At 32.8% G+C, this 17,399-nt stretch carries 14 protein-coding genes and 3 tRNA genes; 9 read left to right on the plus strand and 8 right to left on the minus strand.

Annotated elements, in window-relative coordinates:
• Window positions 1-61 precede the first annotated feature (61 nt).
• A complete protein-coding gene (locus IQ05_RS10580; protein ID WP_144892770.1) occupies window positions 62-418 on the plus strand; it encodes a hypothetical protein in 357 nt (118 codons plus the stop codon).
• 463 nt (window positions 419-881) lie between these two features.
• On the opposite strand, the gene typA is transcribed toward IQ05_RS10580, so the two are convergent.
• The gene (gene typA, locus IQ05_RS10585; RefSeq protein ID WP_144892772.1) at window positions 882-2,678 is read right to left on the minus strand and encodes a translational GTPase TypA; all 1,797 of its coding nucleotides are present in this window, start codon (window positions 2,676-2,678) and stop codon (window positions 882-884) included.
• Between the two features lie 151 nt (window positions 2,679-2,829).
• On the opposite strand from typA, the gene IQ05_RS10590 reads away from it, so the two are divergent.
• The gene (locus IQ05_RS10590; protein WP_144892774.1) at window positions 2,830-4,542 is read left to right on the plus strand and encodes a PAS domain-containing sensor histidine kinase; all 1,713 of its coding nucleotides are present in this window, start codon (window positions 2,830-2,832) and stop codon (window positions 4,540-4,542) included.
• The gene (locus tag IQ05_RS10595) at window positions 4,542-4,937 is read left to right on the plus strand and encodes a response regulator (RefSeq protein WP_144892776.1); all 396 of its coding nucleotides are present in this window, start codon (window positions 4,542-4,544) and stop codon (window positions 4,935-4,937) included. Before IQ05_RS10590 ends, IQ05_RS10595 begins: the two co-directional genes overlap by 1 nt.
• A gap of 55 nt (window positions 4,938-4,992) precedes the next feature.
• On the opposite strand, the gene rpsT is transcribed toward IQ05_RS10595, so the two are convergent.
• The 5 genes from rpsT to proS all read right to left on the minus strand — a co-directional run bounded on the left by rpsT (window position 4,993) and on the right by proS (window position 7,130).
• On the minus strand, window positions 4,993-5,244 hold the full coding sequence (gene rpsT, locus IQ05_RS10600; RefSeq protein WP_086453799.1) for a 30S ribosomal protein S20: 252 nt from the start codon (window positions 5,242-5,244) through the stop codon (window positions 4,993-4,995).
• A 34-nt stretch (window positions 5,245-5,278) separates the two neighbouring features.
• A tRNA-Glu gene (locus IQ05_RS10605) sits at window positions 5,279-5,350 on the minus strand.
• Window positions 5,351-5,390: 40 nt separating this feature from the next.
• Window positions 5,391-5,462: transfer RNA gene (locus tag IQ05_RS10610), tRNA-Glu, on the minus strand.
• 39 nt (window positions 5,463-5,501) lie between these two features.
• Window positions 5,502-5,573 (minus strand) — tRNA-Glu (locus IQ05_RS10615).
• A 78-nt stretch (window positions 5,574-5,651) separates the two neighbouring features.
• Entirely contained in the window at window positions 5,652-7,130 is a 1,479-nt protein-coding gene (gene proS, locus IQ05_RS10620) for a proline--tRNA ligase (protein WP_144892778.1), read from the minus strand.
• A 100-nt stretch (window positions 7,131-7,230) separates the two neighbouring features.
• Here proS and IQ05_RS10625 point away from each other — a divergent pair, with 100 nt between their 5' ends.
• From IQ05_RS10625 to IQ05_RS10645, 5 genes are all read left to right on the plus strand, one after another.
• Window positions 7,231-8,232: a hypothetical protein gene (locus IQ05_RS10625; RefSeq protein ID WP_144892780.1), complete on the plus strand. Its 1,002-nt coding sequence runs from the start codon at window positions 7,231-7,233 to the stop codon at window positions 8,230-8,232.
• Window positions 8,233-8,272: 40 nt separating this feature from the next.
• Complete coding sequence (locus tag IQ05_RS10630) at window positions 8,273-9,847, plus strand: OmpP1/FadL family transporter (RefSeq protein WP_144892782.1); 1,575 nt, start codon at window positions 8,273-8,275, stop codon at window positions 9,845-9,847.
• 272 nt (window positions 9,848-10,119) lie between these two features.
• The gene (rimO, locus tag IQ05_RS10635; protein WP_144892784.1) at window positions 10,120-11,433 is read left to right on the plus strand and encodes a 30S ribosomal protein S12 methylthiotransferase RimO; all 1,314 of its coding nucleotides are present in this window, start codon (window positions 10,120-10,122) and stop codon (window positions 11,431-11,433) included.
• A 26-nt stretch (window positions 11,434-11,459) separates the two neighbouring features.
• Window positions 11,460-11,939: a hypothetical protein gene (locus IQ05_RS10640; protein ID WP_144892786.1), complete on the plus strand. Its 480-nt coding sequence runs from the start codon at window positions 11,460-11,462 to the stop codon at window positions 11,937-11,939.
• 22 nt (window positions 11,940-11,961) lie between these two features.
• Window positions 11,962-12,864, plus strand: coding sequence for an N-acetylmuramoyl-L-alanine amidase (locus IQ05_RS10645; RefSeq protein WP_144892788.1), 903 nt, complete (start codon window positions 11,962-11,964; stop codon window positions 12,862-12,864).
• 84 nt (window positions 12,865-12,948) lie between these two features.
• Here IQ05_RS10645 and IQ05_RS10650 read toward each other — a convergent pair whose 3' ends face one another.
• Window positions 12,949-13,998 (minus strand): outer membrane beta-barrel protein, encoded by a 1,050-nt coding sequence (locus IQ05_RS10650; RefSeq protein ID WP_144892790.1) that lies wholly within the window; start codon window positions 13,996-13,998, stop codon window positions 12,949-12,951.
• 791 nt (window positions 13,999-14,789) lie between these two features.
• Here IQ05_RS10650 and IQ05_RS10655 point away from each other — a divergent pair.
• Complete coding sequence (locus IQ05_RS10655) at window positions 14,790-15,269, plus strand: hypothetical protein (protein WP_144892792.1); 480 nt, start codon at window positions 14,790-14,792, stop codon at window positions 15,267-15,269.
• Between the two features lie 536 nt (window positions 15,270-15,805).
• On the opposite strand, the gene IQ05_RS10660 is transcribed toward IQ05_RS10655, so the two are convergent.
• A complete protein-coding gene (locus tag IQ05_RS10660) occupies window positions 15,806-17,347 on the minus strand; it encodes an acyl-CoA carboxylase subunit beta (RefSeq protein ID WP_144892794.1) in 1,542 nt (513 codons plus the stop codon).
• Window positions 17,348-17,399: the final 52 nt, after the last annotated feature.

Consider the following 17,399-nt stretch of genomic DNA (forward strand, 5'->3'; position numbering starts at 1 on the left):
ATAGAACTGTTTATATAAAGACGTTCTATTACTTTAAAAGGTGTTACAAAAAAATTTATCAATGAAGAATTATATCAAATATCTCGCAATGTTTATATTGATCTTAGGATCAATAACGTGTGAGTGTTTCCCTAATTCTGAAATCAGCTCTACTTCCTATTATCAAGACTTTAATCTCACTAAAAGTACTAAAGCAGAAAATCTAAAAGGAACAAAACTTCTTTTTGAAACAATTCATGATGTAAAATCAAGCTTCAAAATTAGCTTTGATATTAATCTCAAGTATCTTAATCCAGCTGATGTTACATGTAATACCAAATTTAAATTACACAGCGAATTGTTTCAAATATTGAAACCTGTTCTGTATCAAAAACTATATCTGAAAGCATTATTTGAATTCACTAGTTATACACTTTAATTCCAAACATAGTTTGAAATTCATTTTTAAATCTTTTATATGATTTAAGAAAATAAAAAGGTGTTTAATTTAACGAAATAAAAATGCGTAAACTTAAAAATACAAATAGTCTAACTACTTGTAAAAGAATAATTACTGGAATAAAAAAGAGAATAATTGTAATACTTACTGCAATAATGCTAGGAATAGCAATGGGATTCCATGAAAATGAAAGCATACTCCATAAAAATTCAAAACAAACCGAGTGGCAAAATAAAAAGGAATAAGAATTTCAAAAGATAATTTAAGTTTCTTCTCAATACTTATCTTCTGCAAATAGATTTTCTTTTACCCCTGATGGGAACGGCATCCTTTTATAACACCCCTTTTTTGGGGTGGTATAAAAGATATAGTGTACAGCAGGATTAGGTTCAAAAAAAAACCATCAACTTACGCTGATGGTTTTAAATACAATTCAAATAAATTAGATTTTGAATCTTTTTCTATCTGTTTCTGTTAAATATATTTTTCTTAAACGAATAGATTTTGGTGTAACCTCAACATATTCATCTTTTTGAATGTATTCTAAAGCTTCCTCTAATGAGAAAATAATTGGAGGAATAATTCTTGCTTTTTCATCATTCCCAGATGAACGAACGTTAGATTGTTTTTTCTCTTTTGTTACGTTTACACACATATCATCTCCACGAGAGTTTTCTCCAATAACCTGACCTTCGTAAATTTCAGCATTAGGTTCAACGAAAAACTTACCACGATCTTGTAATTTATCGATAGAATAAGGAATAGCTTTACCTTTTTCCATAGAAATTAATGAACCTTTGTTACGTCCAGCAATTTCACCTTTGTAAGGCTCATATCCAATAAAACGGTGTGCCATAATAGCTTCACCTGCAGTAGCAGTAAGCAATTGATTACGCAATCCAATAATACCACGAGATGGAATATTAAATTTAACAATCATACGCTCCCCTTTAGTTTCCATGCTTAGCATTTCACCTTTACGCATAGTTACGAACTCAACCGCTCTACCTGAAAGATTTTCTGGTAAATCAATAGTCAATTCCTCAATTGGCTCACATTTTTTACCATCAATTTCTTTGATAATAACTTGTGGTTGACCAATTTGTAATTCATACCCTTCTCTTCTCATTGTTTCAATAAGAACAGATAAGTGAAGTACTCCACGACCAAAAACCATGAATTTATCAGCAGAATCAGTTTCACCTAACTTCATAGCTAAGTTTTTCTCTAATTCTTTTGTCAAACGCTCTCTAATGTGTCTTGAAGTTACAAATTTACCCTCTTTACCAAAGAAAGGAGAGTCATTAATTGTAAACAACATACTCATTGTAGGCTCATCGATATCAATTGTTTTTAAACCTTCTGGATTTTCAAAATCAGCAATAGTATCACCAATTTCAAAACCTTCAACACCAATAATGGCGCAAATATCTCCAGCGATAACTTGTTCTACTTTTTTACGACCAAGTCCTTCAAAAGTATGAAGTTCTTTGATACGAGATTTAGATACAGTACCATCTCTTTTTACTAATGAGATTGGCATACCTTCTTTCAAAACACCTCTTTCAAGACGACCAATAGCTATACGACCTGTAAAAGCTGAGAAATCTAAAGATGTAATCAACATTTGTGGCGTTCCTTCAGAAACTTTAGGAGCAGGCACATTTGCAACAACCATGTCTAACAATGCTTCAACATTATCAGTTACATTTTCCCAGTGGTCAGACATCCAGTTGTTTTTTGCAGAACCATAAACCGTTGGGAAATCCAACTGCCATTCTTCAGCTCCTAATTCAAACATTAAGTCAAAAACTTTTTCATGAACTTCTTCAGGAGTACAGTTTTCCTTGTCAACTTTATTGATAACTACACAAGGTTTTAGACCTAAGTCAATCGCTTTTTGTAATACAAAACGCGTTTGAGGCATTGGACCTTCAAAAGCATCAACTAGCAAACATACACCATCGGCCATGTTCAATACACGTTCAACTTCACCACCAAAATCGGCGTGACCAGGAGTATCAATAATATTGATTTTGGTTCCTTTATATTGAACTGAAACGTTTTTAGAAGTAATCGTAATACCTCTTTCACGCTCTAAGTCGTTATTATCAAGAATTAAATCACCTGTATTTTCGTTGTCACGAAATAGTTGACAGTGATACATAATTTTGTCTACCAATGTAGTTTTACCGTGATCGACGTGGGCAATAATTGCAATGTTTCTAATAGATTCCATCTGTGATTTTTAATGGCTGCAAAGGTACACTTTATTTTGATATAAAAAATATTTATACAATAGTTTACATATCCTTAACGGATTAGCAACTTAAAAAATAAGTTTTTTCGTCATGCCCATTTTAAAAGTTTTATTTAATTATATTTGAGTAATGAAAAGCAAAACTAATAAAGTAATCATCCTTTACTCACTTGCAACACTCTTTGTTGTTGTGACGTACCATACAGTCACGCAACATTTTGTTACTGAACAAAGTATATCTATATATAGTTTCACTAAAGACATTATTTTTGTAGTCATCACAACCTTGCTTCTAAAAATTATTTTATCAAAAAACGAAGAAATTAATATTCGAAATTTTAATAAATTAAAAAAAATAAACGAAGCAATAAGAGAATCAAATGACAAATATGATATTGTTGCAAAAGCAACTAGTGACACCATTTGGGATTGGAAATTAGAAGAAGATCATTTTTCTTGGAACAAAGGAATAGAAAGTGTTTTTGGTTATTCACAAGATAACGTAACTGTTGACTCTAATTGGTGGTTTGACAAAATTCATCCCGAAGATAGTATTAAAATGTCAGTACGATTATATTCTTTTATTGAACAAAAAACAGAAAAATGGCAGGATCAATACCGTTTTAAATGTGCTGACAACACCTATAAATACGTGCTAGACAGAGCTTTTTTATTAAAAGATAAAAACGGAAAGGCCATTAGAATGATTGGCGCAATTCAAGACATTACCAAACAAAAAGAGGAAGAAAATAGATTAAAGTTACTTGAAACCGTTATCATTCAATCTAAAGATTCCATAATTATTACTGAACCTAAATCAGAACAATCAAAAATCCCAAATATAATTTATATAAACCCCGCATTTAGTGCAATGTCTGGTTACACATCACATGAAATAATAGGCAAATCACCTGATTTATTTAAAAGTCTAAATTCTGATGACGATGCTTTAAACCAATTATTTAAAGCTATAAAACAAAAAAAAGAATGTCAAATTGAAACTATATTGTTATCCAAAATAAAAAAGGAATATTGGGTGCGTTTATCAATGGTTCCCATTTTTAATTCTGAAAAAGAATTATCGCACTGGGTTTCAATCTTAAGAGACATTACACTTGAAAAAAAACAAGAAAAAGAAAAAGAGCAACTCATTAGAGAATTGACTCAAAATAATAAAGATTTAAAACAGTTTTCATACATTACTTCTCACAATTTAAGAGCACCGTTATCAAACTTAACTGGTCTTTTACAACTTTTAGAAGAAACTCCAATTCATGATGCTGAATTACAAGAAATATTACACGGATTCAGCCAATCTACACAACTCTTAAACGATACTGTAAGCGATTTAGTAAAAGTTATAACAATAAAAGACAAGCCTTCTATAATCAAGGAAAACGTAAATCTTGAGGAGATATTTCACTATGTTTTCCAACAATTGGAAACAATGATAGCCGATCAGAATCCTTTGATTGAATTAAATTTTAATGCCAATACACTTTACACACACAAACCATACTTAGAGAGTATTTTTTTAAACCTAGTGTCCAATGCCTTAAAATATAAATCCGAAAAAAGAAAACTACAACTAAAAATTACTTCACAAAAAGTAAAAAACACTACAGTAATTCTAATTCAAGATAATGGAATTGGAATCGATTTAATTCGCAATAAAGATAAAATTTTCGGATTGTATCAGCGATTCCACCTATATCCAGACAGCAAAGGATTAGGATTGTATTTAGTAAAATCACAAGTAGAAATCATGGGCGGCACCATAGAAATTGAGAGCGAAATTGACAAAGGGACTACATTAAAATTAACTTTTAAGAATTCAAAGTGATGCTAAATCAAGTTTTATGCGTAGATGATGACCCAATAACACTCCTGCTTTGCAAAAAAGTAGTAGAGCGGTTTTCGTTTTGCAATGAAATTATAACATCTACTAATGGAGAAGAAACACTTCATTATTTCAACACATTACTAGACTCTCCCGCATCAAAACCAGATTTAATATTCCTAGACCTAAATATGCCTGTAATGGGAGGTTGGGAGTTTTTAGAGGCATTTAAAAACCCAAAATACAAAGATTTTCATACTACAAAAATTGTAGTCTTATCGTCAACAATAGATCCTAACGATTTAAAAAAAGCTCAAAACTACCCTATGGTTATAGCTTTTTTACCAAAACCAATAAGCAAATCAATGTTAGAGCATTTAAAAGAAATAGTTGTATAAAAAAAGAGTTCCCGATAAATCGAGAACTCTTTTTTTAAATATTTATTTTTAAATATTACAATTTAGCAACAAGTTTAGTCAATTTTGACTTTAAGTTTGAAGCTTTATTGTTGTGTATGATATTCTTTTTAGCCAATTTATCAATCATTGAGATAACATTAGATAATTTTGCAGATGCTTCAGATTTATCAGTAGCTAATCTTAACGCTTTGATAGCATTACGAGTAGTTTTGTGTTGATATCTGTTTAACACTCTTTTCTTTTCGTTACTTCTAATTCTTTTTAGAGCTGATTTATGATTTGCCATTATATTGCTTTTTTATCTTTTACTAATTTGTTTGTAGTCCGTAAGGGAATCGAACCCCTGTTACCAAGACGAAATCTTGGCGTCCTAACCCCTAGACGAACGGACCATATTCTCCTAAGTTTTTTTTCAATATGTGAATTGAATTGTAGCCCGTAGCGGAATCGAACCGCTCTTACATGGATGAAAACCATGCGTCCTAACCGATAGACGAACGGGCCATTTTTCCCTTATTACTTTAGGAAGCGCAAAAAAAGTAGTAGCCCGTAGCGGAATCGAACCGCTCTTACATGGATGAAAACCATGCGTCCTAACCGATAGACGAACGGGCCTTGCTTCTCTAATGCGGATGCAAAAATACAACTATTTTCGAAACGAGCAATAGCTTGTACATTTTTTTTTTACTTTTTTTAATAGGCCTTTGCAAACAGTACACGCCCCGCTGATGGAGAACCTGTAAATACACAATTACCAGCCTCTTCTACTCTATTTAAAGGTATACATCTTATGGTAGCTTTTGTAAGGTCTTTAATTTTTCCCTCAGTTTCTGCTGTACCATCCCAATGCGCAGAGACAAAACCTCCTTTATTTTCTAGGACTTCTTTAAACTCCTCAAAACTATTCACTTCGGTAACGTGCGTGTTTCTATATTCTAGTGCTTTTGCAAACAAATCATTTTGTATTTGCTCCAGTAATGAAGTAATATAGTTTTCTATTCCTTCTTTAGCCACCACTTCCTTTGATAATGTATCTCTTCGAGCTATTTCAAAAGTACCGTTTTCTAGATCTTTAGGTCCAACCGCAATTCGAACAGGAACTCCTTTCAACTCCCACTCTGCAAACTTAAATCCTGGTTTTTGAGTTGTTCGATCATCAAACTTTACAGAAACGTTCAATTTACGCAAACTTGCAATAAGCTCGTTCACCTCTGCAGAAATCGCTGCTAATTGTTCGTCTGATTTATATATAGGTACAATAACTACTTGTATTGGCGCTAAGCTAGGAGGCAAAACTAGACCTTGATCATCAGAATGCGTCATTACAAGTGCACCCATTAATCGTGTTGAAACCCCCCAAGAGGTACCCCAAACGTATTCTTGCTTACCTTCTGCATTTGCAAATTTAACATCAAAAGCTTTTGCGAAATTTTGCCCTAAAAAGTGAGATGTTCCTGCCTGTAATGCTTTACCATCTTGCATTAATGCTTCAATACAATATGTTTCTTCTGCACCAGCAAAACGCTCCGTTTCTGTCTTCAAACCTTTTATAACAGGTATAGCCATGAATCGTTCTGCAAAATCAGCATACACGTTCATCATTTTTTCAGATTCTTCAACCGCCTCGGCTCTTGTAGCATGAGCGGTATGTCCTTCTTGCCATAAAAACTCAGCGGTGCGTAAAAACAAACGGGTTCTCATTTCCCAACGTACCACATTGGCCCATTGGTTTATCAATAATGGTAAATCTCTATAGGATTGAACCCAACCTTTGTAAGTAGACCAAATAATCGCTTCACTAGTAGGGCGCACAATAAGTTCCTCTTCTAGTTTAGCATTTGGATCAACCATTAATTTACCTGGTTTATCTGGATCGTTTTTTAATCTATAATGTGTTACAATTGCGCACTCTTTTGCAAAGCCTTCTGCATTTTTCTCTTCAGCTTCAAACATACTTTTTGGAACAAAAAGCGGAAAATAAGCATTTTGGTGCCCTGTTTCTTTAAACATTTTATCCAACTCAGCTTGCATTTTTTCCCAAATTGCATAACCGTAAGGCTTAATAACCATACAACCTCTCACTCCTGAATTTTCGGCTAGATCGGCCTTGACAACCAATTCATTATACCATTTTGAATAATCTTCTGATCTTGTAGTTATGTTCTTACTCATACTGAATAGTTTGGCACAAATATTGTATTAATAAATTTTGATAAATAGTTCCGCAAAACTAACTATTTTTGTAATGTGCAACAATAAAAACTCCATATATATGAAAACTTATACCTTACCCACCAAGAAACCAATAATGCTTTACTTATTTGGATTCATAAGCATTCTTTTTAGTTCATGTGGCACCTATCAAAATAGCTCTTATTACGATTCTGATGGTATTTATGGCGGAACTACTAACCGTACACCTAGAAACTCCCAACCGGCTGAGACCAATGCAAGTCCTTATGCTAGTTATTTTAATTCCTTACAAAATAACAATGAACCAGTTGAAATCTTAACAGATATTGATAATTACAATATAGATAATGACTCCATTCAAAACTACACTGACTACGCTGGATGGGGAAGCAATCCGCAAAGCGTAAGCATAAATGTTTATGATAACAGCTGGGGTAGAAACAATTGGGGATGGAACACTGGCTTAGGCTGGGGTGGCTACCCGGGTTGGGGCTGGAATAACATGGGTTGGAACACAGGTTTTGGATGGGGTGGTTATCCAGGTTGGGGTTGGAATACCGGCTATGGATGGGGCGGAAACATCGGTTATGGTTGGAACAATTGGTATGGAAACAATTGGGGATATGTACAACATTATAACCCTAGAAATTACAGTTACAATTCAAGCAGAAGAGGATCTAGTTATGCTAATACCTCAAACTCAAATAGAGGAACGTCAAGCTATACTAGAAGTGGCACCAATGTAAGCTCAAGAAGAACAGATTCTAATTATTCCAATTCAAATGGTACATATTATGGAAGAGGCTCAGCTAGCAGAATGAGTAGAACTAGTCCTGTTTTTTCTAGAAATCAAACACAAGAAAGTGCGACCTACAATTCAAACCGAAGAGGATCTGGTTCAACTCGTACAGAAAGCAGTACACCATCTCGTACTTATACTCCATCAAGAGGAGAATCAAACTCAAGATCATACACTCCAAGTTCTAGTTCTAGTTCTAGTTCTTCTAGAAGCGGTGGTAGCTACGGCGGTGGAGGTGGCGGAAGATCATCTGGAGGTGGCGGAAGAGGCGGAAGAGGATAATTATCACTAATTTTGAACTACAAAAATTATTTAAAATCGTATGAAAAAATATATTTGGCTATTGGCTATAGGACTCACTGTAAATGCATTGCAAGCACAAGAAGTATCTGATGCAGTGCGCTATTCACAGGACAATTTAAACGGAACTGCAAGATTTAGAGCTATGAGTGGTGCATTTGGGGCATTGGGTGGTGACTTATCTTCAATAAATGTAAATCCGGCAGGTTCTGCTATATTTGCTAACAATCAAATGGGTCTTACCTTAACAAACTTTAGCAACAAAAACAATTCAAATTATTTTGGAAGTACAAACAGCACCAAAAATAATTCCATCGATTTAAATCAAGCTGGAGCAGTATTTGTTTTTGAAAATAACGCTACTTCAAATTGGTCTAAAATTGCTATTGCTGTAAATTATGAAAACGCAAACAATTTTAATAATGACTTGTTTTCCTCTGGTACCAACACTAACAATACTGTAGCTGATTATTTTTTGTTTTATGCCAATAGAGGAAACAATGGAGCTCCTGTACCACAGCAATTTGTAAATAGAGAACCAGGTGAATCTATCAGTGATTTGTATTCTTTTCTAGGTAACAACCTTCCTAACAACCAGTTTCCTGGATTAAGTGGATATGATGCACAACAAGCTTTCTTAGGGTATCAAGCTTTTATAATTGATGCCATTGATGAAAATAATGCAAATTCACCTTACTCATCTAATGTTCCTGCTGCAAATTATTTTCAACAAAACGCAGTTTTCAATACAGGATATAACGGTAAATTATCTTTTAATATTGCAACTTCATATAAAGATAAGTTTTATTTTGGTTTAAACTTGAATTCTCATTTTACAGATTACGTTAGATCATCTCGCTTTTCCGAAAGAAACGATGCAGCAACTACAAATAATTTTAGAGTGAATCAAATTCAATTTAACAACGATTTGAACACCTATGGAACTGGATTTTCATTTCAGTTGGGTGCTATCGCAAAGCTTACTAACGAATTGCGTTTGGGTTTAGCACACGAATCTTCTACTTGGTATAGATTAACAGATGAATTATCACAAAGTTTAGTAGCAATTAGTAGAAACAGTACCGAAACTTTACCAGCTGATGTTGTAAGTCCAGATGTAATTAATGTTTATGAGCCATACAAATTGCAAACACCGAGCAAAACTTCCCTTAGCTTAGCTTATGTATTTGGTAAAAAAGGCTTAATCAGCGTTGATTATGCAATGAAAAATTATGGATCAACTGCATTTAAACCCAAAAATGACGCCTATTTTATGGGTCTTAACAATACAATCAGTAACACACTAGATAATACAGGCGAAATTCGTGTAGGTGGTGAATACAAAATTAAAGCCTTGAGCCTAAGAGCTGGATACAGATTCGAACAAAGCCCATACAAGAACACGGAAATCATGGGTGATTTAACTGGATATTCTGCAGGTTTAGGCTATAATTTTGGATCTACAAAACTAGATTTGGCTTATGCCAATGCTACTAGAAATACCCAACAAGGTTTTTTTAACCAAGGATTTACAGATGGTGCAAGAATAGCTAATAACAATAACAATGTGTCGTTAACATTATTATTTGAATTGTAAATCAAATAATTAAACATATAAATCCGTCTCGTTATACCAACAAGACGGATTTTTTTTAACCCTGATGGTCCCGAAGCGCATGGAGAAATCCTCCCGTTGTTTTTTGGGAGATTACTTCACCTAGCACCAATTTTCATAAGAGTTCTGTGAACTTTATTTGTGCGAAGAGCAGGAAATAGCTCCTAATAATCTGAAAAGGCTTTGAAAAAAGTTCAGTTTGAATAAAAAATTGTAATTTTGCAAAATTCCCAAATTATCGGGATGCTACCACTATGAGAACGAAGTCTTTAAAAAAGAATAAAATAAATGTTATCACCCTTGGGTGTTCAAAAAATGTATATGATAGTGAGGTCCTTATGGGTCAGCTTCGCGCAAATGGAAAAGAGGTAACTCATGAGGCGCCTGAGGCTGAGGAAGGAAATATTATTGTCATTAATACGTGTGGTTTTATTGATAATGCCAAAGCAGAATCAGTAAACATGATTCTGGAATACGCTGATAAAAAAGAGAGAGGACTAGTAGACAAAGTATTTGTAACTGGATGCTTATCTGAACGTTACAGACCTGATTTAGAAAAAGAAATCCCCAATGTGGATCAGTTTTTCGGAACTACTGAACTACCTCAGCTGTTAAAAGCTCTTGGCGCTGATTATAAGCACGAATTATTGGGTGAGCGATTAACAACAACACCTAAAAACTATGCTTATTTAAAAATTTCTGAAGGATGTGACAGACCTTGTAGTTTTTGTGCAATACCACTTATGCGAGGAAAAAATGTCTCGCAAACTATAGAAAAATTAGTAAAAGAAGCGGAAGGTTTAGCTAAAGATGGCGTTAAGGAACTTATATTGATAGCGCAAGATCTTACCTACTATGGTTTAGACTTGTACAAAAAAAGAGCACTTGGAGAATTACTTGAAGCTTTAGTAAAAGTTGAGGGCATAGAATGGATCCGTTTGCACTATGCATTCCCTACAGGTTTTCCTATGGATGTTCTTGAGATTATGAAACGCGAACCAAAAATTTGTAATTACATAGATATCCCTTTGCAACACATTGCAGATTCTGTTTTAAAATCTATGCGTCGTGGGACTACCCAACAAAAAACTACAAAATTATTAAAAGATTTTAGAGAAGCCGTTCCTGGAATAGCGATTCGCACCACTTTAATTGTAGGATACCCTGGAGAAACTCAAGAAGATTTTAATATTTTGAAAGAGTTTGTTCAAGAAATGAAATTTGACAGAATGGGATGCTTTGCTTACTCACATGAGGAAAACACACACGCCTATTTACTGGAAGATGATGTTCCAGATACGGTAAAACAAGATCGTGCCAATGAAATAATGGAATTACAGTCGCAAATTTCTTGGGATTTAAATCAAGAAAAAATTGGAAAAACATACCGTTGTATTATTGACAGAAAAGAAGGTGCACACTTTGTAGGGCGTACAGAATTTGATAGTCCTGATGTTGATAATGAAGTATTAATAGATGCCTCTAAACATTATGTGAAAACTGGGGAGTTTGTCATGATTAAGATTATTGATGCAACAGAATTTGATTTATACGGTGAACCTGTTTAAAAGATTTTTATTATAAATACACTATTATGAAATTTTCAATATTGTTTGTAATGTTTCTTGTACTCTTGCCTAAGATAACACATGCTCAGTTTAACAACAACGGTTATGGCAACAATGGTTACGGTAATAATGGATATGGCAACAACCGCAGGATGAATACTAGCATGGATCAAAACAGAGGTCAAGAAAAGCCTAAAGAAATTCCAGTAGAAGTTACCGTAGGAAAGGTCATAGAACGTTTAAAGCCTGAACTGAATCTTGATGAGTTACAAGTAATTGCAATATCAAATATCCTAACAGAAAGTATTAGATCTCAAGGGATGCTTATCAAGGCAGAAGTAAGTCATGAGGACAAAGTAAACAATATTAAAGCCCTCTCTGAAACTACAGATAAAAAAATCATGGAGTTACTTAATAAAGAGCAGAAAGAAAAATTTATACTCCTAAACGAGGAAGCAAAGAATCCTAAGAAAAAAGAGAAGAAAAAGTCTAAAGAACAATCTTAAAATAAAACAATTGAGCCAAATTATGAAAAACTTTTTTTACTGCTTTTTTATAGCTGCACTAGCTGTTTCATGTGGTACCAATCCATATAAAAAAAGTGAAAAAATTTACGATTCTAAGCTAAAAACACTAGAAGGAACCATAGCGAATAAAGATCCACAAACCTTACCTGTGATTGCTCATGTAACCCTTAATATTGACACTCTTTACACAAAACAATTACACACTTACAAAGATACCCTTTTTAAAATGGGACCTACACCATTACAAAATGGCCTAAGTACAGAATGGATAGGTACTGTGAATTTTAACTTAAGAAAACCTAATTTTATCATTATTCATCACACTGCTCAAGATTCTATTCAACAAACTATACGAACCTTTACAAAAACAGAAACTCAAGTTAGTTCACATTATGTTATAGGCGAAGATGGTAAAGTAGTACAAATGCTTAATGATTATTTAAGAGCTTGGCATGCCGGTAATGGATCATGGGGTAAAAACACAGATATAAATTCAAGCTCTATAGGTATTGAACTAGACAATAATGGATCCGAAGTTTTTACAGAACCGCAAATCAATAGTTTACTGGCTTTATTGACTAAATTAAAAAAAGATCATAATATTCCTGCTCAAAACATCATTGGGCATGCAGACATTGCTCCTACTCGAAAAAAAGATCCTAGCATTTTTTTCCCTTGGAAAATTTTAGCCGAAAATGGTTTTGGAGTTTGGCCTGACGAATTTTTAGTCACCGCACCTGCTGATTTCAATGCTGAGCAAGGACTGAGAATTATAGGTTATGATACTAAAAATTTAGCAGCAGCTATTACCGCATTTAAATTACATTTTATGCAAAATCAAGTAAACAGCATTCTAGATGAAGTGACCAAGAATACTATCTATTCCATTTACAAAAAGCAATAAGAAACAAAGTATTGATTCTTGCGTTAAATAAAAAAACTGCCAATACCTTTACGATATTGGCAGAAAAAAAAAAAAAAAAAAAAATTAAAAGGAATACGTAGTAGCAAGTAGTGCAAATGCTGTCATTCCCTTTGGTGCTGCATCACTATTTGTAAAAATATCTTCGGAAGCTTTATCAAAACGAATTTCTGGAATTACCGTTAAATTACCCGATTTAAAATTTAACGACAATGTATTTCCTAAAACACTAGTACTAGCAAGAGAACCTAGACCAGGCGTTGCATCTTTGGCACCAAGATATTCAATTCTATAAGCTAAAGTCAAATTTTCTTTGAGGACAATAGAGGCATACCCCAAAAGAGAAAACCACTTACCATCTAAATTAGAATCGATATCGTTGTTAGTTATAGCATAAGTTCCATTAAAACCCAAAGAAAAAGTGTCACTTAATTTTTTAGTAGCCACAACATCAAATTGTGTTTTGTTTTCATCAGAAGACGGATTACTACTTCCCGAAGTAGCATTCAAATACAAACTTCCAGTATCTCCTAAATAACCAAACTGTCCAATAAAGGTTTTTTGAGAAGAACCAGCCTCTAAAGCAGTCTTAAAATCTGTTGGATTTGTGATTCCTGCCATGAAACTTAATTTTCCCGCAGTATATTGAGCTTTTATTCCAGTGTTAAAAAAAGGCCCATAGGTAAAGGCATACGACATACTATAGTTTTTATTATCAACAGCATCTAACAACTCATATCCAATATGGGTTCCAAAACTACCTGCAATTACTTTAAATTTATCTGTGAATTCATAGGTAAAATTTAATTGCTTGATCATAAATGAAGTTGCCTCATCATTGTATGAAAACTGCGAAGCTCTATTCCCAAAACCTAAATCGACAAAAACAGAAGCTTTTCCCATCTTATGACTCGCTTCAATAGAAGCCATTCCAAGTTCAAAGGAGTTATGAGAATTAGTAAAACTAGTAAGACTATTATCAACATCAGAGAAATCATACTTAAAATAAGCGTCGGCTGATCCAGCAAACGTAGTAACAGGAACGGTAGGTGTCTCTTGAGCAAGAATAGTACTCATTGAAACTAAAAGAGCAATTGTAGCAAATTGTTTTTTCATATTGGGTTGGTTTTAGTTAATATTCGAATGTAACTCATCATTATTAGGCCACACATAAATTAAAATGAAGACATTTTTTAATAGTATATATGTTGCTAATTCTATAGCAATAATCTCATTTTCATAGACGAATTTATTAACTTTTATCAAACTCAAAACATAAATTAGAACATTTATCAACTGAAAATGAAAGAATTATGAATATCGAAATATCCAACTGTTTAAATAGTTAATTGGTATTTAAAATAGATTATTTTATTTTTATAATAATTGAAAAGAAATATCAATACCCCCTATTTTATTTAATTAAATACTATTTTAAATTAAAAAAATCAATAAAAAAATAATTAAATAACATCATAAAATTCAAAAACCCATTAAAAATAAGGGTATGCATATTTTTAAATAAATAATGTAATTTTTAAAATACCAAATGAGCTTTAATCTAAAGAAGCTATTTTTTTAAGAAAATTTTAAAATAATTTCATATCCTTTTTATTAACTTTAAATAATAAAACAAAACTAAGAAGTCTATTTTTCAAATCGTTATAGGCGCTTTCAATTATTAAAAAATTGCATCTATTATTACTTGAAGTAATCAATAGAGGCATCATTGAAAAAGTAAATAAAATCGTAAAAATCAAATTATTAGAGAATTCATTTTACTTGACATTCAAGATTTTAAAATCTCCGAGTACATTATTAAACTTGACATTTTATTAAAATATTTTAAAAATATTAGAACAGTACTATCATTTTTCCCCTTTAATAATTACAAAAAAATTATATCAATGAAAAACATATTTATCCTATTAACGCTATTTTTGAGTATGATTATTAAGGCCCAAACTCATGAACTCATAAAACATGATGGTAAAAAAATAGATATAAATTTTATTAAAGTTGCTAACAATCAAGTTTTTTTCAACAGTCAAGGAAATCAAGAAGAAAAAAGCATGAGTAAATTTGCAATAGCACAGATTAAAGAAAAATCAAATTCTGATGTAAAAATGATTTCAAACAAAATCATCCTTAGTAGCAAAGAAGATTACAACAAGGTTGTATTATTAGAACCAAACCAGGCAGAAGGACTTAAAGAAATTGGATTTACAAGCAGTTTCCTAGGTAAAACTAAAGGAGAAACAAATCAAGATTTTAAAGATAAAGCTGTTAAAAGATTAAAACAGCACGCTGCTGCAAAAGGATATCCGTTTATAGTTATGATTTCGTATGACTCAAAAAATCTAAAAGCAAAAATGTTTTCATATTGATTTACAACACCAAGAATTAAACAAACAATCAGGAATTAATTTATTTTATCAATGTAGGCCTCTTGATAGTTGTTGTTTTTTAAAAAAAATTAGAAAAGCAATATCTTAAAGTAATTGACTTACTATTCATAAATTCAGGTAGTGTAATTTTTTTTAATTACTTTCTATTACAAGATATTTTTTACACCTCCAAATGACATATTAAATAATGAGTTTTAAATATTTCCCCACTCTAAATTTTTATACCAATTTTAACTTTAAAGCTCTCTGATATCAAAATTGATGCTGATAAACCACAGCATTTCTATTTACTAATATTTAGGTAACCTAATGATTACCCATTTTAATCGCTCAAGATAAAGCCCCAAAAGTTTACTCTATAATTTCTTGAGAAAACAATCGACTGATTTAAAAATCTTGTTCAATACATAAAATAATTTGATACAATTAAAACAAAGTAGCTATTACCTAAATGTCTTTTACAAATAAAAAAACCACCATTTCTGGTGGTTAATACTTTTTTAATTTATTGAAAATTACAAAGGAATATTCCCGTGTTTTCGTACTGGCGTAACACTCACCTTATTTTCTAGCATGCTATATGATTTTATCAACTTTCGCCTAGTATCTTGTGGAAGAATTACTTCGTCAATAAAACCTCGTTGTGCAGCTGTGTATGGATTTGCAAATAAATCAGCGTATTCTGCTTCTTTTTCTAACAGTTTAGCTTCTTGATCATCAGCTTCATTGATTTCCTTTTTGAAAATAATTTCCGAAGCTCCTTTTGCTCCCATAACAGCAATTTCGGCAGTTGGCCAAGCAAAATTCATATCTGCACCTATGTGCTTAGAGTTCATCACATCATAAGCACCTCCATAAGCTTTTCTGGTTATAACAGTAACTTTTGGAACCGTAGCTTCACTTAATGCATATAGTAATTTTGCACCATGAACTATAATTCCGTTCCACTCTTGATCAGTTCCTGGTAAAAATCCAGGCACATCTACAAGTACTAAAAGCGGAATATTAAAAGCATCACAAAAACGAGTAAAACGCGCTGCTTTTTTAGAACTATTCACATCCAGACATCCTGCAAGAACCATAGGTTGATTTGCAATAATACCTATACTGCGACCCGCTAATCTAGCAAATCCTACAATTATATTTTCGGCATAATTTTTATGAATCTCAAAAAAGGAATTTTCATCAATAATTTCGCTTATAACCGAGTGCATATCATACGGTTTATTAGGATTATCAGGAAGTATTGAGGTCAATTTATCTCGATATTCGTCATTAAGTGTATAAGGCAAATCAGCTGCTTTTTCTTTGTTACACTGTGGCAAATAGCTTAATAATTTTTTTAAATCATCTAAACACGCCACATCATTTGTTGATGTAATATGAGCCACACCAGATTTAGTTGAATGTGAACTTGCACCACCCAATTCCTCTGAAGTTACCGTTTCATTTGTCACTGTTTTAACCACATTAGGACCTGTAACAAACATGTAACTGGTATCTTCAACCATCATCGTAAAGTCGGTCATGGCAGGCGAGTATACCGCTCCACCAGCACAAGGGCCCATAATGGCCGATATTTGAGGAATTACACCACTGGCTTGCACGTTTCTATAAAAAATATCAGCATATCCACCTAATGATCTCACTCCTTCTTGTATACGCGCACCTCCTGAATCATTTAGACCTATCATAGGCGCACCCATTTTAACAGCCATATCCATTACTTTGCATATTTTTTCGGCATGAGTCTCAGATAATGAACCTCCAAAAACCGTAAAATCTTGAGCAAAAACATATACTAATCTTTCATTAATGGTTCCGTAGCCTGTAATAACTCCATCTCCATAATACTGTTCTTTTTCCATTCCGAAATCAGTAGTACGATGTGTCACTAACATTCCTATTTCTTCAAAAGAATTTTCATCCAGCAAATACTCGATTCGCTCTCTTGCCGTAAGCTTTTTATTAGAATGTTGTTTTGCAATTCTATTTTTACCTCCACCCAAATGAGCTTCGGCAATTTTTTCGTTTAATATATTTATTTTGTCTTTCATGTTTTTCTTTTTTTAAACGCTAATTTTATTAAAGACCCCAGAATAATTGAGT

It is taken from the genome of Flavobacterium tiangeerense (assembly GCF_007830355.1).
GTDB lineage: Bacteria > Bacteroidota > Bacteroidia > Flavobacteriales > Flavobacteriaceae > Flavobacterium > Flavobacterium tiangeerense.